The 24,475-nt window shown below is 67.7% G+C and carries 19 protein-coding genes, 4 pseudogenes and 2 riboswitches; of the genes and pseudogenes, 12 read left to right on the top strand and 11 right to left on the bottom strand.

The window, feature by feature from the left end:
* Nucleotides 1–79: 79 nt before the first annotated feature.
* Complete coding sequence (locus ASG71_RS10935) at nt 80–2,092, top strand: M3 family metallopeptidase (RefSeq protein WP_056739110.1); 2,013 nt, start codon at nt 80–82, stop codon at nt 2,090–2,092.
* Between the two features lie 204 nt (nt 2,093–2,296).
* Here ASG71_RS10935 and pdxS read toward each other — a convergent pair whose 3' ends face one another.
* The 6 genes from pdxS to ASG71_RS10905 all read right to left on the bottom strand — a co-directional run bounded on the left by pdxS (nt 2,297) and on the right by ASG71_RS10905 (nt 10,719).
* On the bottom strand, nt 2,297–3,223 hold the full coding sequence (gene pdxS, locus ASG71_RS10930; protein ID WP_056739108.1) for a pyridoxal 5'-phosphate synthase lyase subunit PdxS: 927 nt from the start codon (nt 3,221–3,223) through the stop codon (nt 2,297–2,299).
* A gap of 220 nt (nt 3,224–3,443) precedes the next feature.
* Nucleotides 3,444–4,082, bottom strand: a complete 639-nt coding sequence (gene pgsA, locus ASG71_RS10925) for a phosphatidylinositol phosphate synthase (RefSeq protein WP_056739106.1) — start codon at nt 4,080–4,082, stop codon at nt 3,444–3,446.
* Entirely contained in the window at nt 4,075–4,719 is a 645-nt protein-coding gene (locus ASG71_RS10920) for an HIT family protein (protein ID WP_056739104.1), read from the bottom strand. The genes pgsA and ASG71_RS10920 overlap by 8 nt, the downstream gene beginning before the upstream one ends.
* A gap of 14 nt (nt 4,720–4,733) precedes the next feature.
* Nucleotides 4,734–6,740, bottom strand: coding sequence for a threonine--tRNA ligase (thrS, locus tag ASG71_RS10915; protein WP_056739102.1), 2,007 nt, complete (start codon nt 6,738–6,740; stop codon nt 4,734–4,736).
* Between the two features lie 125 nt (nt 6,741–6,865).
* Nucleotides 6,866–10,393 carry a DNA polymerase III subunit alpha gene (locus tag ASG71_RS10910; protein ID WP_056739100.1) on the bottom strand — a complete coding sequence of 1,176 codons (3,528 nt, stop codon included), beginning with the start codon at nt 10,391–10,393 and terminating at the stop codon, nt 6,866–6,868.
* Entirely contained in the window at nt 10,390–10,719 is a 330-nt protein-coding gene (locus ASG71_RS10905; RefSeq protein WP_056739098.1) for a DUF6504 family protein, read from the bottom strand. Before ASG71_RS10905 ends, ASG71_RS10910 begins: the two co-directional genes overlap by 4 nt.
* 183 nt (nt 10,720–10,902) lie before the next feature.
* Between ASG71_RS10905 and ASG71_RS10900 the strand changes: the two genes are divergently transcribed.
* Nucleotides 10,903–11,289, top strand: a complete 387-nt coding sequence (locus tag ASG71_RS10900) for a hypothetical protein (RefSeq protein ID WP_056739095.1) — start codon at nt 10,903–10,905, stop codon at nt 11,287–11,289.
* Nucleotides 11,290–11,338: 49 nt separating this feature from the next.
* Here ASG71_RS10900 and ASG71_RS10895 read toward each other — a convergent pair whose 3' ends face one another.
* Nucleotides 11,339–11,665: a chorismate mutase gene (locus ASG71_RS10895; protein ID WP_056739093.1), complete on the bottom strand. Its 327-nt coding sequence runs from the start codon at nt 11,663–11,665 to the stop codon at nt 11,339–11,341.
* A 14-nt stretch (nt 11,666–11,679) separates the two neighbouring features.
* On the opposite strand from ASG71_RS10895, the gene ASG71_RS10890 reads away from it, so the two are divergent.
* Nucleotides 11,680–12,102: a VOC family protein gene (locus ASG71_RS10890; protein WP_056739090.1), complete on the top strand. Its 423-nt coding sequence runs from the start codon at nt 11,680–11,682 to the stop codon at nt 12,100–12,102.
* Between the two features lie 45 nt (nt 12,103–12,147).
* On the opposite strand, the gene ASG71_RS10885 is transcribed toward ASG71_RS10890, so the two are convergent.
* Nucleotides 12,148–12,906 (bottom strand): SOS response-associated peptidase, encoded by a 759-nt coding sequence (locus tag ASG71_RS10885; RefSeq protein ID WP_082575059.1) that lies wholly within the window; start codon nt 12,904–12,906, stop codon nt 12,148–12,150.
* A 147-nt stretch (nt 12,907–13,053) separates the two neighbouring features.
* Between ASG71_RS10885 and ASG71_RS10880 the strand changes: the two genes are divergently transcribed.
* From ASG71_RS10880 to ASG71_RS10870, 3 genes are all read left to right on the top strand, one after another.
* On the top strand, nt 13,054–13,311 hold the full coding sequence (locus ASG71_RS10880; protein ID WP_056739948.1) for a mycoredoxin: 258 nt from the start codon (nt 13,054–13,056) through the stop codon (nt 13,309–13,311).
* Between the two features lie 121 nt (nt 13,312–13,432).
* A complete protein-coding gene (locus ASG71_RS10875) occupies nt 13,433–14,518 on the top strand; it encodes an S-(hydroxymethyl)mycothiol dehydrogenase (RefSeq protein WP_056739086.1) in 1,086 nt (361 codons plus the stop codon).
* Nucleotides 14,519–14,529: 11 nt separating this feature from the next.
* Entirely contained in the window at nt 14,530–15,153 is a 624-nt protein-coding gene (locus ASG71_RS10870; protein ID WP_235564055.1) for an MBL fold metallo-hydrolase, read from the top strand.
* A gap of 109 nt (nt 15,154–15,262) precedes the next feature.
* On the opposite strand, the gene ASG71_RS10865 is transcribed toward ASG71_RS10870, so the two are convergent.
* From ASG71_RS10865 to cycA, 3 genes are all read right to left on the bottom strand, one after another.
* Entirely contained in the window at nt 15,263–16,120 is an 858-nt protein-coding gene (locus ASG71_RS10865; protein WP_235564054.1) for a methylenetetrahydrofolate reductase, read from the bottom strand.
* A 131-nt stretch (nt 16,121–16,251) separates the two neighbouring features.
* Nucleotides 16,252–17,163, bottom strand: coding sequence for a formyltetrahydrofolate deformylase (gene purU, locus ASG71_RS10860; RefSeq protein ID WP_414826669.1), 912 nt, complete (start codon nt 17,161–17,163; stop codon nt 16,252–16,254).
* On the bottom strand, nt 17,160–18,626 hold the full coding sequence (gene cycA / locus ASG71_RS10855; RefSeq protein ID WP_056739082.1) for a D-serine/D-alanine/glycine transporter: 1,467 nt from the start codon (nt 18,624–18,626) through the stop codon (nt 17,160–17,162). Before cycA ends, purU begins: the two co-directional genes overlap by 4 nt.
* Nucleotides 18,627–18,790: 164 nt before the next feature.
* Nucleotides 18,791–18,888, bottom strand: a riboswitch (glycine riboswitch).
* 286 nt (nt 18,889–19,174) lie between these two features.
* Nucleotides 19,175–19,274, top strand: a riboswitch (glycine riboswitch).
* A 136-nt stretch (nt 19,275–19,410) separates the two neighbouring features.
* Here cycA and ASG71_RS10850 point away from each other — a divergent pair.
* The 6 genes and pseudogenes from ASG71_RS10850 to gcvH form a co-directional block, all read left to right on the top strand.
* Nucleotides 19,411–21,033 (top strand): annotated as a pseudogene (locus ASG71_RS10850) (glycine dehydrogenase (aminomethyl-transferring)); the annotation flags it as partial.
* Nucleotide 21,034: 1 nt separating this feature from the next.
* Nucleotides 21,035–21,501: pseudogene (locus ASG71_RS16990) on the top strand (glycine dehydrogenase (aminomethyl-transferring)); the annotation flags it as partial.
* A gap of 1 nt (nt 21,502) precedes the next feature.
* Nucleotides 21,503–22,015 (top strand): annotated as a pseudogene (locus ASG71_RS16985) (hypothetical protein); the annotation flags it as partial.
* A gap of 1 nt (nt 22,016) precedes the next feature.
* Nucleotides 22,017–22,642 (top strand): annotated as a pseudogene (locus tag ASG71_RS16980) (glycine dehydrogenase (aminomethyl-transferring)); the annotation flags it as partial.
* A gap of 178 nt (nt 22,643–22,820) precedes the next feature.
* The gene (gene gcvT / locus ASG71_RS10835) at nt 22,821–23,969 is read left to right on the top strand and encodes a glycine cleavage system aminomethyltransferase GcvT (RefSeq protein WP_056739075.1); all 1,149 of its coding nucleotides are present in this window, start codon (nt 22,821–22,823) and stop codon (nt 23,967–23,969) included.
* Between the two features lie 64 nt (nt 23,970–24,033).
* Entirely contained in the window at nt 24,034–24,417 is a 384-nt protein-coding gene (gene gcvH / locus ASG71_RS10830; protein ID WP_056739073.1) for a glycine cleavage system protein GcvH, read from the top strand.
* The last annotated feature ends 58 nt before the right edge of the window (nt 24,418–24,475 follow it).

Here is a 24,475-nt window from a genome sequence, read left to right as displayed (position 1 = left end):
CGCTATCGTACGGTGGCCGGGGTCACAACACGCCCACCATCCCGTTGTGTACCGCAGCCGTGCATGAAAGAGTTATTTCATGACTAACCCGCTCCTGAGCCCCAGCCCCCTGCCGTACAAACTGCCGCCGTTCGCGGACATCGAGGTCCGGCACTACTCCGAGGCCGTCGAGGCCGGCCTCGCCGAACACCTCGCCGAAATCCAGGCGATCGTGGACAGCCCCGAACCGGCGTCGTTCGAAAACACGGCGCTGGCGATGGAACGGTCCGGCCAGCTGCTGCAGCGCGCGGCGGCGTCCTTCTTCACGCTGGTGTCCGCCGACGCCACCGACGCCATCCGCGAACTGGAGACCAGCCTCTCCCCTAAGTTCTCGGCCCACCAGGACGCGGTGTACCTCAACCCCGGCCTGTACGAACGCTTCGCGGCCATCGGCACCGACCGGCTCGACGCCGAGTCCCGGCGGCTGGTGGAGGAGTACCTGAAGGAGTTCCGCCAGTCCGGCATCGGGCTGGATCCGGCCGGCCAGGACCGGCTGAAGGCCATCAACGCCGAGCTCTCCACCCTGGGCACCGAGTTCGGCCAGCGGGTGAAGGAGGGGATGAAGTCCGCCTCGCTGCTGCTGGACGACGCCGCCGACCTTGCCGGCCTGCCCGCGGACGACGTCGCCAGCGCCGCCGAGGCGGCCCGCACCGCCGGCCACGAGGGCAAGTTCCTGCTCACGCTGATCCAGCCCAGCAACCAGCCTGCGCTCGCCGCGCTGGAAAACCGGGAGGTGCGCCGGCGGCTGTTCGAGGCATCGACCGGCCGCGGCAGCGGCGGCGGCAGCCTGGACGTGCTGGACCTGGTCAAGGACATGGTCCGGCTCCGCGCTGAGAAGGCCCAGCTGCTGGGCTTCGCCAACTTCGCCGAGCTCAGCGTGGACCAGCAGACCGCGCCGGACTTTGAGGCAGTCCAGGCCATGATGAACCGGCTCGCCCCTGCCGCTGTCCGCAACGCCGACGCCGAGGCAGAGGCCCTGGCGGAGATCGCCGGGCACCCGCTGGAGGCCTGGGACTGGGCCTACTATGCGGCGAAGGTGAAGCGGGAGCGCTACGCCGTCGACGAGCAGGCGCTGCGGCCCTACTTCGAGCTGGACCGGGTCCTGAAGGACGGCGTCTTCTTCGCCGCGAACGCCCTGTACGGGATCACATTCCACGAACGCACCGACCTGGCCGGCTACCACCCGGACGTCCGCGTCTGGGAGGTGAAGAACTCCGACGGGACCGACCTGGGGCTGTTCCTGGGTGACTACTACACCCGGGAAAGCAAGCGCGGCGGCGCCTGGATGAACTCGCTCGTGGAGCAGTCCGGGCTGCTGGACAACCGGCCGGTGGTGATCAACAACCTCAACATCTCCAAGCCGCCGGCCGGCGAGCCGACGCTGCTGACCCTCGACGAGCTGCGGACCACCTTCCACGAATTCGGGCACGCCCTGCACGGGCTCTTCTCCGCCGTGACCTATCCGCGGTTCTCCGGCACGTCCGTGCCGCGGGACTTCGTCGAGTACCCCTCCCAGGTCAACGAGATGTGGATCATGTGGCCGGAGGTGCTCGCGAACTACGCCAAGCACCACGCCACCGGAGAGCCGCTGCCGCAGGAAACCGTGGAGAAACTCGAGGCAGCCGCACTGTGGGGCGAGGGCTTTGGCACCACCGAGTACCTCGGCGCGGCACTGCTGGACCTGGCCTGGCACGTCCTGGACGGCACGGACATCCCGGAGGACGCTCTGGAGTTTGAGGCCAAGGCACTGGCCGCGGCCGGCGTGGCGCACAGCCTGATCCCGCCGCGCTACCGCACCGGCTACTTCCAGCACATCTTCGCCGGCGGCTGGTACGCGGCGGGCTACTACTCCTACATCTGGAGCGAGGTGCTCGACGCCGAGACGGTCGAATGGTTCAAGGAGAACGGCGGTCTGACCCGGGCCAACGGTGACTTCTTCCGCGCCGAGCTGCTCTCCCGGGGCAACAGCCGCGACCCGCTGGAATCCTTCCGGGCCTTCCGCGGCCGCGACGCCGGATTGGAACCGCTGCTGAAGCGCCGCGGCCTGGACTAACCCTCAGAACGCAAACGAGTCCGGCCCGTCACCTTGGAAGGTGGCGGGCCGGACTCGTTCAATCAAACGCTCAAGGCGCCGAACGGTGTGATCCGGCAGCGTGCGTAAAAGGGGCCCCGCGCCCCGGCCAGCCGCTTAGCTGCCAACCGGGCGCGGGGAATAGCACGCAGAGGATCGCGCCGTCCGTCGCCCCCGGAGCGCGAGTTACCAGCCGCGCTCGGCGAGGCGGTGCGGCTGCGGGATCTCGTCGACGTTGATGCCGACCATGGCCTCGCCCAGGCCGCGGGAGGCCTTGGCGATGACGTCCGGGTCGTCGAAGAAGGTGGTGGCCTTCACGACGGCGGCGGCGCGCTGGGCGGGGTTGCCGGACTTGAAGATGCCTGAGCCGACGAAGACGCCGTCGGCGCCGAGCTGCATCATCATGGCGGCGTCGGCCGGAGTGGCGATGCCGCCGGCGGTGAAGAGCACCACCGGAAGCTTGCCGGTGGCGGCAACTTCCTTGACCAGTTCGTACGGGGCCTGCAGTTCCTTGGCGGCGACGTAGAGCTCGTCCTCGGGCAGGGCGGCGAGCTTCAGGATTTCGGCGCGGATCTGGCGCATGTGGGTGGTGGCGTTGGAGACGTCGCCGGTGCCGGCCTCACCCTTGGAGCGGATCATGGCCGCGCCCTCGTTGATGCGGCGCAGCGCTTCACCGAGGTTCGTGGCACCGCAGACGAAGGGAACGGTGAAGTTCCACTTGTCGATGTGGTTGGTGTAGTCGGCCGGGGTCAGGACCTCGGACTCGTCGATGTAGTCGACGTTGAGGGACTGCAGGACCTGCGCCTCGACGAAGTGGCCGATGCGGACCTTGGCCATGACCGGCACGGACACGGCGTCGATGATTTTGTCGATCATGTCCGGATCGGACATGCGGGACACGCCGCCCTGGGCGCGGATGTCGGCGGGAACGCGCTCCAGCGCCATTACGGCCACGGCACCGGCGTCCTCGGCAATGCGGGCCTGCTCGACGTTGACGACGTCCATGATGACGCCGCCCTTGAGCATCTCCGCCATGCCGCGCTTGACGCGGCTGCTGCCCGTAACGTTCTTGGCGGACGCGCCGGCTTCGCTGCTTACATCAGGTGTAGACACAAAAACCCCTATGGGTAGATAGATGACCTCGCCGGGGAGAGGAGGGCACGCGGATGGGAATCTCGCCTACACGCTCGCTCACACCGGATTACCGGGAACCATTGGCCGGTAAGGGTAATACTAGTCCCCCGCCGCGGCGGGTTTGAATTCCGGTTACGGTCCCTCCCTCCGCGGAAAGCGCGGCCCGGAAGGGCCCGCTAAGACACGGCGGGTGCGGCCCTCAGGCCGCCGGCTCGCTGGCGGTTCCCCGGTGTTCGTCCAGCGACTGGCGGTGCACCGCAGTGATGCGTTGCACGACGGTGACGAAGCTGGCCAGGGCCAGCAGGCACAGGGTGGCGAACAGGACCACGGTGGGCAGGCCGAGCCCGGTGAAGCCGGTGACCACCAGCACCGAGACGAGCCGCTCGGCGCGTTCGGCGATGCCGACGTTGGCGTGGAAACCCAGGGCCTCCGCCTTGGCCCGCGCGTAGGAGACCACCATGCCGAGGACCAGGCAGAGCAGCGCCGCGACGGCGATCGCCGTGTCCGCGCCGCCGGTGAAGAACCAGATGGCGACGCCGGCAAAAAGGGCGCCGTCGGCGATCCGGTCCAGGGTGGAGTCCAGGAAGTTGCCCCAGCGGCCGCCGCGGTCCTGCAGGCGGGCCATGATCCCGTCGACGACGTCGGAGAAGATGAACGCGGTAATGAACAGGGTCCCCCACCACAGCTCCCCCAGCGGGTAAAGCACCAGGGCGCCGACGACGACGCCGGCGGTCCCCACGATGGTGACCGCATCCGGGGAGACGCCGATCCGCAGCAGCCAGCGTGCGAACGGGGTGAAGAGCGCGGTGAAGAACCCGCGGGCGTGCTTGTTAAGCATCCGTTGCACCGGCCGGCATCTGCCCTGTGTTGCTGCCCTGGTCGCCGCCGCCGTCCTCCGCCTGGGGCCAGGCGTCGGCGACCTGCTGGCGGACCTCGCCCAGCGTCTGGGTGATGGCTTTGGTCTGGGCGATGATCGGGAAGAAGTTCCCGTCCCCGCCCCAGCGCGGCACGACGTGCTGGTGCAGGTGACCGGCGATGCCGGCGCCGCCGGTGACGCCCTGGTTCATTCCGAGGTTGAACCCGGTGGGGTTGGCGACCTTGCGCAGCACCCGCATCGCCGTCTGGGTCAGGTCTGCGAACTCCGCGGTCTCCTCCACCGTCAGGTCCGTGTAGTCCGGGATGTGGCGGTAGGGGCAGACCAGGAGGTGGCCAGGGTTGTACGGGAAGAGGTTGAGCACGACGTAGCACGACCGGCCGCGGAACACGATCAGCGAGTCGTCGTCCTCGCGCTCGGGCGCGACGCAGAACGGGCAGTCGTCCGGGTTCTTGAACTGGTGCTGGCCGCCCTTGATGTAGGCCATGCGGTGCGGAGTCCACAGGCGCTGGAACGCGTCCGGCACCCCGGCCAGGCCAAAGTCGTCGGTCACGCCGTCGTCGCCCGGGTAGCCCGGGACGGCGCCTGTGGTCTCCTGCACGTGCTGCTCCCCCGCTAGCTGGTCCGGTTGCGGACGGCGTCGACGATCCGGCTGACGGCTTCCTCCACCGGCACCCCGTTGTCCTGGCTGCCGTCGCGGAAGCGGAAGGACACGGCGCCGGCCTCGGCGTCGTCGCCGCCGGCGATCAGCACGAACGGGATCTTATCTTTGCTGGCGGTGCGGATCTTCTTCGGGAAGCGGTCCGAGGAAATGTCCACCTCGGCCCGGATCCCGGCCGCCTTGAGCTTGTCGACGACGTCGAACATGTAGTCGTTGAACGCCTCGGCCACCGGAATGCCGACCACCTGCACCGGCGCGAGCCAGGCCGGGAACGCCCCGGCGTAGTGCTCGGTCAGGACGCCCATGAAGCGCTCGATCGAGCCGAACAGGGCGCGGTGGATCATCACCGGGCGCTGGCGGGTGCCGTCGGCGGCCTGGAACTCGAGTTCGAAGCGCTCAGGCAGGTTGAAGTCCAGCTGGATGGTGGACATCTGCCAAGTCCGGCCGATCGCGTCGCGGGCCTGGACGGAAATCTTGGGCCCGTAGAACGCCGCTCCACCCGGATCCGGGACCAGGTCCAGTCCGGATTCCTCGGCGACCTCGGCGAGGGTCCGGGTGGCTTCCTCCCAGATCTCGTCCGAGCCGACGAACTTCTCCGGGTCCTTGGTGGAGAGTTCCAGGTAGAAGTCGTTGAGCCCGTAGTCCTTCAGCAGGGCGAGAACGAAGTTCAGCGTGGTGGTGAGTTCGTCCTTCATCTGCTCGCGGGTGCAGTAGATGTGGGCGTCATCCTGGGTCATGCCGCGGACCCTGGTCAGGCCGTGGACGACGCCGGACTTCTCGTAGCGGTAGACGGAACCGAATTCGAAGAGCCGCAGCGGCAGTTCGCGGTAGGAGCGGCCGCGGGAACGGAAGATCAGGTTGTGCATCGGGCAGTTCATCGGCTTCAGGTAGTAGTCCTGGCCGGGCTTGCGCACGGTGCCGTCCTCGTTGAGCTCCGCGTCGATGTGCATGGCGGGGAACATGCCCTCCCGGTACCAGTCCAGGTGCCCGGAAACCTCGTAGAGGTGGCCCTTGGTGATGTGCGGCGTGTAGACGAATTCATAGCCGGCGTCGACGTGCCGCTGGCGGGAGTAGTCCTCCATGGCCTTGCGGATGATGCCGCCCTTGGGGTGGAACACCGGCAGGCCGGAGCCCAGCTCGTCCGGGAAGGAAAACAGGTCCAGTTCCGCGCCAAGCTTGCGGTGGTCGCGGCGCTCGGCCTCGGCGATCCGCTCCTGGTAGGCCTTGAGCGCTTCCTTGGTCGGCCAGGCGGTGCCGTAGATGCGCTGGAGCTGCTTGTTCTTCTCGCTGCCGCGCCAATAGGCGGCAGAAGAGCGGGTCAGCGCGAAAGCGTTCGAGATCAGCTTGGTGTTGGGCAGGTGCGGTCCGCGGCAGAGGTCGCACCAGACGGTGGTGCCTTCCTTGCGCTCGACGTTGTCGTAGATGCTCAGTTCGCCGCCGCCGACCTCCACGGACGAGCCGTCGGCATCGGAGCCGGCACCCTTCAGGCCGATCAGTTCAAGCTTGTAGGGCTCGTTCTTCATCGCCTCGCGCGCCTCGTCCTCGGTGACGACCCGCCGGACGAACTTCTGGTTCTGGTTGATGATCTTCTGCATCATCTTCTCCAGCTGGCGCAGGTCCTCCGGGGTGAAGGGCTCCTCGACGTCGAAGTCGAAGTAGAAACCGTCGGTGATGTACGGGCCGATGCCGAGCTTGGCGTCGGGGCGCAGCTGCTGTACGGCCTGGGCCATGACGTGGGCGGCGGAGTGGCGCAGGACGTTCAGCCCGTCCGGGGAATCGATGGTGACACCTTCGATGGTGGCGCCTTCGGGAAGCGGCTGGTCGAGGTCTTTCAGCTCGCCGTTGACGCGGGCCACAACGACGTCGCGGCGCTCAAAAAAGAGTTCCGCGCCGGTGGTCCCGGTAGTCACCTTGGTCTCTTCGCCGTCGACGAGAAGGGTGATCTGCTGGGCATCTGACACGGGTGTCTCCTATTCAAAGTTAAGGCTTCGTAGCTTGTGGCGTACGGGGACCACAGCCAGCCTCGTCCATGCTATCGGGTTCCGGAGGGGCCAACCAACGCAGGCTGGCGGGGAAAATCCGCCCTTCAGCCGCCGAACCCGGTGATGGCAAGGTTCCGCCGGATCCCGTCCAGCGGTCCCGGCACGGTCACGTCGGCGGGGACCGGCGAGGCTGTGTCACCGGGTTCGGCTCCGGCGGAGCCCGCGGGCGCAGGGAAGGGCAGGGTGTCGGTGCGGCTGAGGTCCCAGGCCATCGAGGCGCTGATGCTGATGCCGCGCGGCCCGGTCCGGCGGGTGGTGCCGCGGATCAAGAGCAGCCGGGTGCTGAACAGCAACGGGCCGGCCTGCTCCTGGGCCTCGTGGAAGAAGACCGAATCCACGCAGCCGGTCCCGTCGTCGATGCTGATAAACACCACCCGGCGGCCGCCGCGCATCGGCGGGGTCTGGGTGGCAACCCGCACCCCCGCCACCAGCACCTCGGTGCCGTTGCGGAGCCCCAGCAGCTTGTCCGCAGTCGTGACTCCCAGCCGGTCCAGCAGGGGCCGGTGGCTGGACATGAGGTGGCTGCTGACATCCACGGCCATCAGGTCGAGTTCGGCGCGGACAGTCTCCACCAGGGTGGGGGCGGGCAGTCCGGCCTTGATGTTCTTCAGTTCGACGTCGCCCAGGGGCAGGGCCAGCTGCCCTTCGATGACCTCGGCGCCCTTGCGGTGCGTCCGGCCCTGGAGCTGCTGCAGGTGCTGCACCAGGTCTGCCCGGTTGGCGCTGCCTCCCGAGCTCCGGTGCAGCGAATCGAAGGCGCCCAGCTGGGCGAGCCGCTGGATGCTTGGTTTGCTCAGCCGGGCCCGGGCGCGCAGGTCTGCCAGCGAGTCGAAGGGCTGGCCGGCCACAATCCGCTTCAGCTCGGCGCCCGAGAGCCCGAAGATCCCGTTCAGGCTCAGCCGGATGCCGAGCCTGCCACGGTCCGGGCCTTCTTCCACTCGTTCAACCCGGTATTCGGCCTGGCTGCGGTTGATGTCCAGCGGGAGGATGGGAATGCCCAGCCGCCGGGCCTCGGCCACCAGCAGCCGCTTGGGGTACATGCCCGGATCGTGTTCCCAGAGCCCGGCGAGGAATGCCTCCGGGTGGTGGGCCTTGAGCCAGGCCGACTGGTAGGTGGGAACGGCGAAGGCGGCGCCGTGGGCCTTGCAGAAACCGAAGCTGCCGAACGCTTTAAGCGTCCCCCAGACCTTGTCCACCACCGCGGGGGCGTAATTCCGCGCCCGGGCTTCGCGGCGGAAGAATTCCTCCACTTTGGCCTCCAGCACCTCGTTGCCCAGGGCGCGCCGGAATTCATCGGCCCGGGCCAGCCCGCAGCCGGTCATGATGTCGAAGGTTTTGAGGATCTGCTCATGGAAGACGGTGACGCCGTGGGTTTCCTGGAGCACGGGCTTGAGGTCGGGGTGCGGAAATACCTCCGGCGCGAAACCGTGCCGGTGCTCGAGGAACGGCCGGACCATGTCCGACTTCATCGGCCCCGGCCGGAACAGCGAGATGTCAATGATGAGGTCGTTGAATTCCCGGGGCGCCAGCTTGCCGATCAGTTCCCGCTGTCCCGGGGATTCAATCTGGAAGCAGCCCAGGGTGTGGGTGCTGCGGATCAGCTCGAAGGTGGGTTCGTCGTCGAGTGGAACGGCGTTGAGGTCGATGCGGCCGTCCGCGGCGATGAAGTCCGGTCCGGTGCCGTCGGGGCCGGCCGGGTGGCCGCCCGCGGCCATGACCTCGGCCTTCGACGGGTGCAGCCGCACCACCTCCCGGACGGCGAAAGCCATGGCGCTCTGCATGCGGACACCCAGGACATCGAGTTTGAGCATGCCCATCGGATCCATGTCGTGCTTGTCGAACTGGCTCATCGGCAGGCCCAGGCCGCTGGGCTGCACCGGGGTGCGGTCCAGCAGGGTCGCGTCGCCCAGGATCACTCCGCAGGGGTGCATCGAGATGTGCCGTGGCAGCCGGTCGAGCCGTTCGGTCAGGTCCACCAGCAGGTCCAGCTGCTGGTTTTCGCCGAGGTCGCGCTGCTCCACCCGGCCGGCGAACTCCTTCAGCTCGGGTTTCTCCACCAGGGCCTCGCGGAAGTTCCGGGCCGAGAACCGCCACAGCTGCTTGGCGATCTCGTCGATGTCCCCGCCGTCCATGCCCAGCGCCAGGCCGGCGTCGCGGACGGCGCCGCGGGCCCGGTAGCCGTTCTGCATGCTCATCAGGGTGACGCGTTCGGCGCCGAAGCGCTCGAAGATTTTCCGGTAGACGTTGTGGCGTTCGGCGCTCTCGACGTCGATGTCGATGTCCGGCAGCGTGGCGCGGTCCCGGGACAGGAAGCGCTCGAAAATGAGGTCGTGCTGCAGCGGGTTCACCTGGCTGACGCCGATCAGGTAGTTGACCAGGCTGGAGGCCCCCGAACCGCGGGCGGCGGCCCGGACCCCCATGTCCTGGATCATCCGGGACACCTCGGCGACGGTGAGGAAGTAGGACGCGAAACCCAGGTTGTCGATGATCCTCAGCTCGTGCTCCAGCCGGGCGCGCAGTGCTTCGGCCTGCCGTCCGCCGATCCCGGGAAAACGGGCATTGATGCCCGCCTCGCAGCGGCCGGTGAGTTCGACGAGCGGGTCTCCCGCGATCCCGATCACCGAGGCCTCCGGCACCACCGGCTGCTTCCAGCCCATGTCGGCGGCCGGGTCCATCCGGCAGCGGTCCGCGAGCGCCTCGGTCTGTGCGAGCAGGCTTTTCAGGTCCGCGGCGCCATAGCCGGCGGCGTGCATGATTTCCCGGCCCAGCTGCTGCATCTGCCCGGCGGATTTGAGCCAGGCCTGTCCGTTCGGTTGCAGCAGCGGGGCTGCGGCGAGTTCGGGCAGGGACTTCAGGGTGCGCGCGGAGTCCAGCACGTCCGCCGTGGCCGCCCCGTCCTCGGCGCAATACCGCACCGCGTTGCTCAGCACGGCGGGTACCGCGTGTTCGGCCGCGAGCTTGAGCATCCGCACCGCGTGCGCCGTGCTCAGCGGCTCGCCGGGCGGGCTGAGCTGCGAGACCACCTCGGCGGCGACGGTTCCCGGCGGCATGGCGTCCAGCCAGCGTTTGAAGAGGGTGCGGGGGCGCAGGTAGCGCCGCCCGGTCATGGCGCGGCCGACGTCGGAGTCCGGGCCGAGCAGGACGGTCAGGACCGGTTTGAGGGTGTGCGGGTCCAGGGTGCGGGAGGCAAGTTCCGCCCGGGTCACCGCGACGGGCACCGTGCCGCCGGCCTTGCCGGTGGTGCGGGCATGGGCGTCCGAGACCAGCCGGCACAGCGCACGGTAGCCGGCGCCCTGGTTCTGCCCGTGCGCCAGCACGACGACGCGGCCGCCGGGCTGGGCGCGGAAGTCGCCGTCGTCGTCGAAGACCGCAAGGTCCACGCCGACGACGGCGTCCAGCCCCGCGGCCATACAGGCCTTCAGGTGCTTGACCGTGCCGTACAGGCCGTCGCGGTCGGTGCACGCGAGCGCCGTGGCACCGTCGGCCGCGGCCGCCGCTGCCAGCTCCTCCGGCCAGGAAACCCCATAGTGGGCGCTGAAGGCGGTGGAGACGTGCAGATGGGTGAAGCTCATGCCGATTCAGTTTTCCGGACCGGGCGGAGGGAGTCATGGATCCGCAGCAGCCGCCAGCGGCCGCTGCCGGCGTGCCGGCTCAGGTCCAGGGTGAGGGTTTGCTCCGGGTGCCCGGCATCGCGGACCTGGATCCGCCAGATCTCGTGGTCCACCAGCCCTGCCCCGCCGCCCAGAGGAGCCCGCATTTCCTCAGCCCACCATTGCCGCCGCTCGAACCAGCGGACCGGTTCGGCGCAGACGTCATAGTGCCGCCCGGCCCATTCCAGGGACCGGGGCTGACCCGTGGGCGTGCAGTCGACGTCCACCGACTCACTGAACATCCCCATGACGCCTCCCGGACCCACCGGCCGCTACACCGGCCTGAACAAAGCTTTCCCCGGGCCGTTCCCGGGCAGGGCACAGGACCGAGTATTCGAATATATCTTCGAACACTTTCAGTCTACGCCGGGGCCGGGACAAAACCTAGATCGGGGGTGGACGGACGCAGGCGCAGGTAGCAGGATTGAGCCATGAGCTCCCACAGCGCACTCCTGAAGCACGTAAGTATCGCCGCCAAGGATTCAACCTTGGTGGCGAAATTCGATATTGACGGGAATATCCCCAGTTCGGGGGCGTATGTGGTGGGGCTGGTGGCGTCCACCCCGGACCATTCCCATCAGCGCCGGATGGAAATCGAGTTCATGAACGGCGAGGCCGTGTCCTTTTTCTGCTTCAGCCATGACGGCACGGAGGAGAACTTCGACCTCAAGGGTGTGGAGCATTCCGGAAACACCATCACCGGGAACTTTCCGCTCAGCACTGTGATGGGCCTGACCAAGGGCCATCTGATGACGGCCTACAGTGACTGCGACGGCCGTGACTACCAGGCCAACGTACCGGTCGAAGAGGCCCTGTAGCCTCCGGGAACCGCGTCGCGGCGGATGGTGCGGCGGATCGTGCCACCGGTCAGTTGCCGGCCTTGTAGACGTCCAGTTCGAGCCGGGTGAACGCCGCGATCATCGCCTGGTACGTCTCCGTGACGATGTCAGGATCGATGTCTTTTGCTTCCGCCGTCGCCTTGACGTGTTCAAGGACCCGTTCCACCCGTCCCGGGGCCCGCACCTCGGCGCTGTCGGCCTTGAGCGTCCCGGCGATGCGGATCAGCCGCTCCCGGCGGCCGATCAACGCGACAATCTGCTCGTCCACCTCGTCGACCGCCACCCGCACGGCTGCGAGCTGGTCCTTGTCGGCCTGGGCATCTTTGGCGTCACGATGGGATGTGGACATGCCCATGACAGTATCGAACGATGCAACCACGAGTCGACTTCATCTCACTGGGCGTCCGCAGTGTCGACGCCTCGCGCCGCTTCTATGTCGAGGGGCTCGGGTGGCCGGTCCACCGCGAGGTCCCCGGCGACGTCCTCTTCCTGCAGGCCAACCACGGCCTGATTCTCTCGCTCTGGAACGCAGGGCAGATGCAGGCCGAAGCAGGCACCGACGCACCCGCCGGGGTTCCCTGCATCACCCTGAGCCACAACGTGGGCAGCGCCCCGGAGGTGGACGAGGTCCTGCGCCAGGCGGAGGCCGCCGGAGCCGTCATCGTCGCGGTGGCCAGGACCCAGCCCTGGGGTGGCTACACGGGCTACTTTGCCGATCCTGACGGCTTCCGCTGGGAGGTGGGCTTCAACCCCACCTGGACGGTCGACGCCGACGGCAGGGTGACGGTCTAGGTCTCCCCCTGCCACGCCCGGCACGACTATCCCGGGACAGACCCTTTAGAACAGGCTCCCCACGGGCTGGATCAGCTCCGGGGAATCGTTCTTGACGTTCCCTACGGCGGTTCCGACGGCGTCGATCGTCCAGCCCTCGGCGACGTCATGCGCGTTGGCCCGCACAATCCCCACGAGGGCGGCGGCGTCTTCGGCCTGCGGATCCAACCAGGCCTCCATGGTCCGACGGTCCATCGGCAACGGCACCCGGTCGTGCAGCGCCGTCAGTTCCGCCAGCATGCCGCCCGCGTAACCCTCCGGCGGCGAGTCCGTGGTCAGGATCGATGTCGAGAGCAGCCAGCGGCCCGGGTCCCCCTCGGCCTTCGACGGGTCCTTCCACCATTCATAGAGCCCCGCGAAGACCACCGGGCTGCCGTCCTTCGGGTGCACGTAGTAGGGCTGCTTCCCGCGGCCCTCACCCTTCCACTCGTAATAGCCGTCGGCAGGAACGGCGCAGCGTCGGGCGCGCGTCGCTTTCCGGAACGCGGGCTTCTCCAGCACGCTTTCGCTGCGCGCATTGATCATCTTCGAGCCGATGCCGGGGTCCTTGGCCCAGGAGGGCACCAGGCCCCAGCGGGCGATGTGCAGCTGCCGGACCGGTTTTGGCGCGGCCCCGTCGTCGACGAGGCGTTCGAGGATGATCGGCACGTCGGCGGTCGGGGCGACATTCCACGACGGCGGGATCACCACTTCCTCTTCGAGTTCGGCGTCGAATTCGGCCAACAGGTCCCCGACCGCACGGGCCATCACATAGCGTCCACACATGGCACCAGCATGCCACCGGGAAGGGTCCCCGGACAGTACCTGCGGGAATAGCGGCCGGCGGGTTACGGTTATGGGCAATGACGTATGACTTTCATCGGCGCCCCGCGCTTCGCCCCGGCGCCGCCGACCAGCCCTAAGGAGAACTTCGTGGACTTCACCCCCGATTCCGGCACCATCACCATGTTTTCGACGACCTGGTGTGGCTACTGCAACCGGCTGAAGAAGCAGCTGGACGCGCAGGGTATCGGCTACACCGAGATCAACATCGAGGAAGTCGAGGGTACCGCCGAACTCGTTGAGCAGCTCAACGGCGGCAACCGCACCGTGCCCACCGTCCTGTTCCCGGACGGCACCGCCGCGACCAACCCCTCCGCGGCCGAGGTCAAGAGCCGCCTCGCGGCATAGGAAGCCTTCAGCACACCCCCAACCACGTACGGCGCGGACTGCCGGTTCACCCCAGAAGTCCGCGCCGTACCGTTTCCCTCCGGCTTCCGGCGGGAAGACGGCGATGAATAGGAGCTATCCCATGGTCCACAAAGTCAAGGGCGCGATCGTCCGGTCCAAGAACGCCCCGGTCACCCTGGAGACCATCCTGGTCCCGGATCCCGGCCCCGGCGAGGCCCTGGTGGATGTCCTCACCTGCGGCGTCTGCCACACCGACCTGCACTACAAGCAGGGCGCCATCAATGATGACTTCCCCTTCCTGCTCGGCCACGAAGCCACCGGCGTGGTCAGCGCCGTGGGCCCCGATGTCACCGCGGTGGCACCCGGGGACCGGGTGGTGCTGAACTGGCGGGCCGTCTGCGGCGAATGCCGCGCCTGCCGCCGCGGCGAACCGCAGTACTGCTTCAACACGCACAACGCCACGCAGAAGATGACCCTGGAGGACGGCACCGAGCTCACTGCCGCGCTCGGCATCGGCGCCTTCGCTGAGAAGACCCTGGTCGCCGCCGGCCAGTGCACCAAGGTCGACCCCGACGCCGATCCCGCCGCCATCGGCCTGCTCGGCTGCGGCGTCATGGCCGGCCTCGGCGCCGCCATCAACACCGGCAACGTCGGACGGGGCGACTCCGTCGCCGTCATCGGCTGCGGCGGCGTCGGCGTGGCAGCCGTAGCCGGCGCCGCGCTCGCCGGCGCCACCACCGTGATCGCCGTGGACATCGACGCCAAGAAGCTCGAACGCGCCAAGGAACTCGGCGCCACCCACACGGTGGACTCCTCCGCCGTCGACCCGGTCGAGGCGATCCGCGAACTGACCGGCGGCTTCGGCGCCGACGTCGTGATCGACGCCGTCGGGCGTCCCGAGACGTACAAGCAGGCCTTCTACGCCCGCGACCTCGCCGGCACCGTCGTCCTGGTGGGCGTCCCCAGCCCGGAGATGACCCTGGAGCTGCCGCTGCTGGACGTCTTCGGCCGCGGCGGCTCGCTGAAGTCCTCCTGGTACGGCGACTGCCTGCCCTCCCGTGACTTCCCGATGCTGATCGACCTGTACCGGCAGGGGCGGCTGGACCTGGACGCCTTCGTCACGGAGCGGATCACGATCGACCAGATCGAGGAGGCATTCGAGAAAATGCACGCCGGCTCCGTGCTCCGCTCGGTGGTGGAACTGTGAACGGGTCCGGCGTGAGGATCGACCAGCTGGTCACGTCCGGGACGTTTTCGCTCGACGGCGGCACCTGGGACGTCGACAACAACGTTTGGATCGTCGGCAACGACACCGAGTGCCTGGTGATCGATCCCGCCCACGACGCCGCAGCGATCGCGGAAGCCGTCGCCGGCCGGACCGTCACGGCCATCCTGCTGACCCACGGCCATGACGACCACATCGCCGCGGTGGGCGAATTCCGGAACCTGGTGGGCGCGCCGGTCTACCTGCACCGGGACGACTGGATGCTCTGGGACCGGGTCTTCCCGGGCACCGAGCCGGACCACGCGATTTCCGACGGCGACACGTTCGACGTCGCCGGCGCCCGGCTGGTGGCCCTGCACACCCCCGGCCACTCCCCCGGCTCCGTCAGCTTCCGGCTGGAGAGCGAAGGCACCGTTTTCACCGGCGACACCCTGTTCCAGGGCGGCCCAGGAGCGACCGGCCGGTCCTTCAGCGACTTCCCCACCATCATCGAATCCATCAAGTCCCGGCTCCTGACCCTGCCGGCGGACACGGTGGTGCGCACCGGACATGGGGACTCGACCACGGTCGGCGCAGAGGCGCCGCAGCTCGAGGAATGGATCGCCCGGGGCCACTGAACGGCCACTTCGCGGCTCACTGGCAGAGCGCCGCGGCAGGGGCCCCGTCCGGACTCCGGGCGGGGCCCCTGCCGCGCCCGGCCACCAGCGGGCGTGCGGGCGTCGTGGCTCAGCGCGCAGCCACGCCTTGTGGCCCGCGGGCAAGAGCGTACGGGTCAAGGTTGTTGAAGGTGTAGAGGTGGACGCCGGCCAGGGAGGGCTGGCCGGCGGACAACTCCGACACCAGGCGCCGGGGTGAATAGTTACCGCCGTCCATGAGCCGCCGGGCGAGCGGGCCCTTGCGGCTGATGAACCGCAGGGACGGGCCGACGCCAATCTTGGCGGCCAGCGAAATGAGCTTGGTACGCGGCACGGACCCCGCGACCCCGGCCCACACCGGCAAAGAAACGCCCTCCCGGCGCAGCAACTCGACGTACCAGTTAATCCGGGCGGCGGAAAAGCACATTTGCGTGACCACGCTGGCGGCAAGATGCTGTTTTTCCAGCAGCGCGTCGAGCATATGGAGCTGGCTCCGCTGGGGGTGGCCTTCGGGATAGCCGGCGACGCCGACGGCGACCTCCCCTCCGGAGATTTCGGCGATGTCTTCCAGCAGCCGGGCACCGGTTTCGTACGGGCCCGCCGCGTGCGCCGCGTCCCCGCCGACGGCAAAGACCTCGTTGATCCCGGCGGCCCTGCAGTCCCTGAGGACGCCGGCGAGTTGGGCGCGGTCCGCCAGGCTGCGGGCGGCGAGGTGCGGGACCACATCATAGCCCAGCCGGGCCAGCCGGACCGCTGTCTGAACGGTGGGCGTGACGCCGTGGTGCGGCAGGCACGTCACCGTGAGCGCAGCTCCCGGGGGCAGCCCCGACTGGACCCGGGCGACGATGCCGTCGGTGGGGACAATTTCCAGCCGGAGGGGAAGCGCCCCGCCGGCATCGTTGCCGGGCCGAGGGGTGGAAGTTATGGATGAAACACAGTGAACCGTCACGAGGAACTCCAAGGAATGGCCGGCGCAGCGCACCGGAGGGCAAGCCTGGGCAGGATCCGGGACCGGATCCGGTCCGCCATGCGAAGCCGCCCGTGAACCCGGGCGGCTTCGCATGATCGGGCGGAAACGCGTCAGCGAAGGACGACCGTCCGGTTGCCGGAGAGAATAATGCGGCCTTCGGAATGCCAGCGGACGGCGTTCGTCAGGGCCTTGCACTCGGCGTCGCGGCCGACCGTCACAAGGTCGGCAGGCGTGTAGGTGTGATCGACCTCGATGACCTGCTGGGCGATGATGGGGCCTTCGTCCAGTTCCGAATTCACGTAGTGCGCGGTGGCCCCGACGGTCTTGACGCCCCGTTCGTAGGCCTGGTGGTAGGGCTTGGCGCCCTTGAAGCTCGGCAGGAACGAGTGGTGGATGTTGATGGCCTTGCCGGCGAGCCGGGCCGTGAGGTTGTCGCTCAAGACCTGCATGTACCGGGCAAGGACGACCAGTTCCACCTGGTAGGTGTCCACCAGCGAGAGCAGGGTTGCTTCGGCTTCCGGTTTCGTTGCCTGGCTCACGGGCACATGGTGGAACGGGATCCCGTGCCAGCCCACGAGATCCTCGTGGTCCCGGTGGTTGGACACCACGGCCACGATCTCGACCGGGAGTTCGCCGGTGCGGGCCCGGAAGAGCAGGTCGTTCAGGCAATGGCCGTACTTCGAGACCATGACAAGGATCCGCTGCTTGCGGCCATGCGGCTCCAGCCGCCAGTTCATGGCCCATTCCCCCGCGACCGGGGTGAAGTCCTGGCGGAGCGCCTCGGCACTTGGAGCGTTGCCCGAGGAGACGAAGTGCACCCTCATGAAGAAATGCTGTTCCTGCCGGTCACCGAATTGTTTGATGTCGATGATGTTGCAGCCGTGGTCCAGGAGGAATTTCGAAACGGAGCTGATGATTCCAGGTGATTCGGCGCAGTCGAGGGTGAGCACGAATTCCGCGCCGGCCTCCTCGGCCCGGTCCGGGGCGGTGGTGATCGGGTATGTGGCTGTTGCGGTCTTCACTTGCTGTCCACCGCCCGGAGCTCTGCAACATCCTGTTCGGACTGCAGCTCGGCCTGGAACGCCTCGTAGCGGGCCAGGTGGGCCGGCCGGCGGCGCAGGATGGACCACGCCACGCCGAGGACGATGAACCAGACGGGCGTGACCAGGAGCGCGGCCAGCGTGTCCGGCTGGGTGGTCAGGGTCCAGAGCACGAAGGCGAAGAACGCGAACACTACCCACACCATGGGGACGCCGCCGGGCATCTTGAACTTCGACGAGTCATGGAGCTGCGGACGGCGCCGCCGGAAGGCTACGTAGCAGGCGAGGATGATCGACCAGACGAAGATGAAGCAGACAGCCGAAACGGTGGTGACCATCTCGAAGGCTTTCCCGATGTTTTCCCCCGCGTACATGAGGACGACGCCGGCCAGCAGCAGGACGCAGGATAGGAAGAGCGCGTTCTGCGGAACCTTGCGGCGGGACAGATCACCGAAGCGCGCCGGCGCATCACCTTCCTGGGCGAGTCCGTAGACCATTCGTGAGGTCGAGTAGATGCCGGAGTTGGCCGAGGACATCGCCGAGCTGAGGACCACGAGGTTGACGACGGTCGCGGCGGCACCGAGGCCGGCCAGGGAGAACATGGCGATGAAGGGGCTGTGTCCGGCGGCGAACTGGGTCCAGGGGATCACGGACATCAGGATGATGAGCGCGCCGACGTAGAAGAGGAGTACACGCACCGGGATCGAGTTGATGGCCCGGGGCAGGTTCTTCTCCGGGTCCTTGGCCTCCGCCGCCGTCGTGCCGACCAGTTCGATGCCGACGAACGCGAACACGGCGATCTGGAACCCGGCCACAAAACCCATGAATTCGTTGGGGAAGAAGCCGCCGTGGCTCCACAGGTTCGTGAACGTGGCCGGTCCGGCCTCGGAGCTGAAGCCGCTGAAGATCATGAATAGGCCCACGACGATCAGCGCCGCAATGGCGATGATCTTGATGAGGGCGAACCAGAACTCGGTTTCACCGAACGCCTTCACGGTGGTCAGGTTCAGCAGCAGCAGGATGGCGACGGTCGCCAGTCCCGGGATCCACAACGGCAGCCCCGGCCAGAGTTCCTGGGAATACCCCGCGATGGCGATGACGTCCGCGATGCCGGTGATCACCCAGCAGAACCAGTACGTCCAGCCGGTGAAGAAGCCCGCCCACGGCCCCAGCAGATCGGCGGCGAAGTCGCTGAAGGACTTGTAATGCAGGTTCGACAGGAGCAGTTCGCCCATGGCCCGCATGACGAAAAACAACATGAAACCGATGATCATGTACACAAAAATGACGGACGGACCGGCCGCCGAAATGGTCTTGCCCGAGCCCATGAACAGGCCCGTGCCAATGGCGCCGCCGATGGCTATCAGCTGGATGTGGCGGTTACTGAGCTGCCGCTCGAGGTGGGGGGCTTCAACCGTGGTTGAAGCCGGTGTCTGAATCGTCATGAGGAACTCCATCGTTCACGTGGCACTTCAATGCCACATTGATTCGGGTTCCTCCCCGCTCTGTCTGGGACCTGAGAGTTTCCGCGGTCCCTGCCGTGGCAGGAGCCGCTTGCACCTTCGGTGAGCGCGGCGCCAGCGGCGCACGTGCTGCTTTCCAGAGTTGCCTCGCCGCGGCGGTACGGGGGCCTGAGAGATTCCTGGGGAGGATTTGCTCCTACGGCGCCTGCTGAATGTACCGGCAGGACTCTCCCGCCGCAGATCATAAGCATGTTGATTTTGTTGTGAATACGGAAGGCGCAGTGGCTTGGAGGTCAACTCCGCTCAACCACGGGCCGTAAGGTCGTTACTCTTCTCCGGCAATGTGCCCGGATCCGTAGAAACACCGGCGGTCAGCCCAACTGGGACGCGTCCGGCCGATTCAGTGTGGGATGGATCACGCCGGAAAGTCAACCCCGCCGAATTGTTTCGTCGCACGAAGCCGTCATGTTGCCCGGTCCGGGCAATGTGTGTAGCGTGTGAGCCGAATCACCACATTCGAATAAGCCTTTCGAGCCGTGGCGGGAGAGTCCTCCCCGTCATCACCGGGCAGGCGCCGTAGGAGCAAATCCTCCCCAGGAATCTCTCAGGCCCATGTACCGCCGCGGCGAGGCAACTCTGGAAAGCAGTCAGGTTCGTTCCTGGCTCACCGACGGTGCAAGCGGACAAAGGTCTGCGGAATCTCTCAGGTCCAATACAGAGCGGGGAGGAACCCGGTCCCCTCCGGCGCCATTGCGCCGGCCAAACCTTGGAGTTCCTCTTGACGGTTCAATCTCTTCCATCCCAGTTCGCCGACCGCCATATCGGTGCCCGCCGCCAGGCCGACGTCGACGCCATGCTGAAGGCTGTCGGCTACGACAGCGTCGATGGCTTGGTGGACACCGCTGTCCCCGATTCCATCCGCCAGGACGTCGCGCTGCAGTTGGCCGATGCCCTGAGCGAGGTCGAAGTGCTCGCCGAACTGCGCAGGCTGGCCGCCAAGAACAAGACTGCCGTGCAGATGATCGGCCAGGGCTATTTCGACACTGTCACCCCGGCCGTGATCCGCCGGAACGTCCTCGAGGCCCCGGCCTGGTACACCGCCTACACGCCCTACCAGCCGGAAATCTCGCAGGGCCGGCTTGAGGCGCTGCTGAACTTCCAGACCATGGTTCAGGACCTGACCGCCCTGCCGGTCGCCAACGCCTCGCTGCTGGATGAAGCCACCGCCGTCGCCGAGGCCGTGCTGCTGATGCGCCGGGCCAACAAGAACAAGTCGGCCCTCGACGGCAGGACCGTCCTCGACGCCGACTGCCTCCCGCAGACCATCGCGATCGTCAAGGGCCGCGCCGAGGCGCTTGGCTTTGAGGTGGAGGTCGCGGACCTGTCCCAGGGCCTGCCCGGCGGCGACATCAACGGCATCGTGCTGCAGCAGCCGGGAGTGTCCGGCCGGGTCTGGGACCAGACCACTGTCATCGCCGAGGCCAAGGAGCGCGGCGCGCTCGTCACCGTCGCCGCGGACCTGCTGGCCCTGACCCTGATCACGCCTCCGGGCGAACAGGGCGCGGACATCGCCGTCGGTTCCTCCCAGCGCCTGGGCGTGCCGCTCTTCTTCGGCGGCCCGCACGCGGCCTATATGGCCGTGCGCGCCGGAATGGAACGCACCCTGCCGGGCCGCATTGTCGGGGTGTCCAAGGACAACGCCGGCGTCCCGGCCTACCGGCTGGCGCTGCAGACCCGCGAACAGCACATCCGCCGCGAGAAGGCCACCTCCAACATCTGCACCGCCCAGGCGCTGCTGGCGATCGTATCCTCCTTCTACGCCGTCTACCACGGCCCCGACGGGCTGAAGGCGATCGCCGAAACCGTCCACAACAACGCCCGGATCCTCGCCACCGCGCTGGAAACGGCCGGACGGGAACTGCTCAGCGGATCCTTCTTCGACACCCTCACCGTCCGGGTGCCGGGCAAAGCCCGCAAGGTCATCATCGCCGCGGAAGCCCGGGGCATCAACCTGCGCTTCATCGACGCCGACACGGTCGGCGTGTCAGTCGATGAGACCACGACGCCGGAGGTCCTCTCCGCGGTGGCCGTCGCCTTTGGCGCCGGGCCGGTGGGCGAGCCGAACGGTTTTGAGCTGCCCGAGGCGCTGCTGCGCACCTCCGATTACCTGCAGCACCCGGTGTTCAACACCCACCGCTCCGAGACCCAGCTGCTGCGGTACATCCGCCGCCTCTCGGACCGGGACCTGGCCCTGGACCGCACCATGATCCCGCTGGGGTCCTGCACCATGAAGCTGAACGCCACGGCCGAGATGGAAGCCATCTCCTGGCCCGAGTTCGCCTCCATCCACCCCTTCGCCCCGGAATCGCAGACCGCCGGCTGGCGCGAGNAAGCTGAACGCCACGGCCGAGATGGAAGCCATCTCCTGGCCCGAGTTCGCCTCCATCCACCCCTTCGCCCCGGAATCGCAGACCGCCGGCTGGCGCGAACTGATCGAGGGCCTGGAAGCTGACCTGACCGAGATCACCGGCTATGACCAGGTGTCCATCCAGCCGAACGCCGGCTCCCAGGGTGAGCTCGCGGGCCTGCTCGCGATCCGCGGCTACCACCGCTCCCGCGGCGATGAGCAGCGCAACATCTGCCTGATCCCGGCCTCCGCGCACGGCACCAACGCCGCCTCCGCGGTGCTGGCCGGCATGAAGGTCGTCGTCGTGGCCACCGCCGCCGACGGCACGATCGACCACGCCGACCTGCAGGCCAAGATCGAGCAGCACAAGGACGCCCTCTCGGCGATCATGATCACCTACCCGTCCACGCACGGGGTGTACGACGCCGACGTCCGTGAGGTCTGCGACGCNAGGACGACGACGACCCCAACGAGGACCGGCTCGCGCACGTCGTTACGACGCCCGGCGCCGCGGTGACCCCCGTCGGGGCGGAACAGGCCATCGAACAGCTGCAGGCCAAGATCGAGCAGCACAAGGACGCCCTCTCGGCGATCATGATCACCTACCCGTCCACGCACGGGGTGTACGACGCCGACGTCCGTGAGGTCTGCGACGCTGTCCACGCCGCCGGCGGCCAGGTGTATGTTGACGGCGCGAACCTGAACGCGCTCGTAGGCCTGGCGCAGCCGGGTAAGTTCGGTGGCGACGTCTCGCACCTGAACCTGCACAAGACCTTCTGCATCCCGCACGGCGGCGGTGGACCGGGCGTGGGCCCGGTTGCGGCCAAGGCGCACCTGGCCCCGTTCATGCCCGGCAACGCGGCCGACCCGGCGAACGGCGCCGAGGGCACCCCGATTTCCGCGTCCCGCTACGGTTCGGGATCGCCGAAGGGGCTGCCTGGAAACGGATGGCCAGCCACAGCAGNGACCCGGCGAACGGCGCCGAGGGCACCCCGATTTCCGCGTCCCGCTACGGTTCGGCCGGTGTGCTGCCGATTTCCTGGGCCTACGTGAAGCTGATGGGTGGGCAGGGCCTGACCGAGGCCACCAAGTCCGCGCTGCTCGCTGCGAACTACGTTGCCTCGAGGCTCAATGAGTTCTTCCCGGTGCTGTACACCGGTGAGGGCGGGCTCGTGGCGCACGAGTGCATCCTGGACCTGCGCGAGCTCACGGCCAAGACCGGTGTCACGGCCGAGGACGTCGCCAAGCGCCTGATCGACTACGGCTTCCACGCCCCGACGCTGGCGTTCCCGGTGGCCGGGACCCTGATGGTCGAGCCCACCGAGTCCGAGGACCTGGCCGAGATCGACCGGTTCATCGACGCAATGATCACCATTCACGCCGAAATCGAACAGGTCGCGGCCGGCGACTTCAGCCTGGCGGACTCCCCGCTGCGCAACGCTCCGCACACCGCGGCGGCCGTGATCAGCGCCGACTGGGACCGTGCTTACCCGCGCGAACAGGCAGTCTTCCCCGTCCACACGCTCAAGCAGGACAAGTACTTCCCGCCGGTCGGCCGGATCGACGGCGCCGCCGGCGACCGGAACCTGATNCGCGAACAGGCAGTCTTCCCCGTCCACACGCTCAAGCAGGACAAGTACTTCCCGCCGGTCGGCCGGATCGACGGCGCCGCCGGCGACCGGAACCTGATCTGCTCTTGCCCGCCGCTCGAGGCCTTCGAAGATCACTCCGACGACTCCGCAGACTCTGCCAACTAAGGACAGCCAACGATGACTGAGAACTACACCGCGCTCTACGAAGAGCATAAGAAGGCCGGCGCCTCCTTCACCGATTTCGGCGGCTGGCAGATGCCGCTCAAGTACAGCTCCGAACTGGCCGAACACCACGCCGTCCGCAAGTCGGCAGGCCTGTTCGACCTGTCCCACATGGGCGAGGTCTGGGTCACCGGCCCAGACGCCGCAGCGTTCCTTGACTACGCCCTCGTCGGAAAAATCTCCGCGATGGCGGTCGGTAAGGCCAAGTACTCGCTGATCTGCAACGAGGACGGCGGCATCATCGACGACCTCATCACTTACCGGCGCCCGGCGGCCGCCGACGGCACCGACAAGTTCCTCGTGGTCCCCAACGCGGGCAACGCCAAGGTCGTCGCCGCGGAACTGGCCGAACGCGCCGCAGGCTTTGACGTCACCGTCGATGACGTGTCCGCCGAGATCTCGCTGGTCGCGGTCCAGGGCCCGAAGGCGGAGGCCATCCTGCTCCGCCTCGTTCCCGCCGCCCAGCACGAACTGGTCACCGGCCTGAAGTACTACGCCGCCGTCGAGGTCCCCTTCACGGTCGGCGGTGCCGCCAAGGACCTCCTCCTCGCCCGCACCGGCTACACCGGCGAGGACGGCTTCGAAATCTACGTACCGAACGACGACGCTCCGCCGCTGTGGGAGGCCCTGCTGGAGGCAGGCGCGGACCACGGAATCGTTCCCGCCGGGCTCGCTTCCCGCGACTCGCTGCGCCTCGAGGCCGGCATGCCGCTCTACGGCAACGAGCTCTCCCGCGAAGGCAACCCCTACGCCGCAGGCCTGGGCCCGGTGGTATCCCTCGCCAAGGAATCCGACTTCGTGGGCCGGGCGGCCCTGGAAGCCCTGAAGGCCAGCGGCGCCGGCACCAGCACCGGACGCGGGCTCGTCGGGCTCAAGGGCCTCGGGCGCCGGGCCGGCCGCGGCCACTACCCGGTCCTCAAGGACGGCAACGTCGTCGGCGAAGTCACCTCCGGCCAGCCCTCCCCGACGCTCGGCTACCCCGTCGCGATGGCCTACGTCGACGTCGAATTCACCGAATCAGGCACCGCCCTGGACATCGACCTCCGCGGCAAGCCCGAACCGTTCGAAGTCGTCGCCCTGCCGTTCTACAAGCGCGAAAACTAGTTTCACGGGCGCTGAAGCCGCCCACCACGGACCGCTGTCCCGAAAACATCAAAGGAAAAAACACATGAGCAAGGTTGTTGCTGAACTGAAGTACTCCGCGGAGCACGAATGGATTGCTGCCGACGGGTCGGGCCCGGCCGGGATCGGCATCTCCGCCGTGGCTGCGGACGCGCTGGGTGACATCGTTTACGTTGACCTGCCCGAGGTCGGCTCCGCGGTGACCGCGGGCGAGACCTGCGGTGAAGTCGAGTCGACGAAGTCCGTCTCTGACCTGTACTCCCCGGTCACGGGCGAGGTCACCGAGATCAACGACGCCGTCGTGTCCGATCCGGCGCTGATCAACAGCGACCCCTACGGCGCCGGCTGGCTCTTCAAGGTAGCCGTGACCGAAGAAGGCCCGCTGCTGTCCGCTGAAGAGTACGCCGCAGCCAACGGCGGCGAACTGTGAGCGGGGCAACGGCGCTGGCCGCAGGCACCAACACCGCAGTGTTCGAGCAGGTCGTGTC

The organism is Arthrobacter sp. Soil763 (assembly GCF_001428365.1).
Lineage (GTDB): Bacteria > Actinomycetota > Actinomycetes > Actinomycetales > Micrococcaceae > Arthrobacter.
Note: the sequence above shows the minus strand (reverse complement) of the source record. Positions and strands in the feature narration are given on the sequence as shown.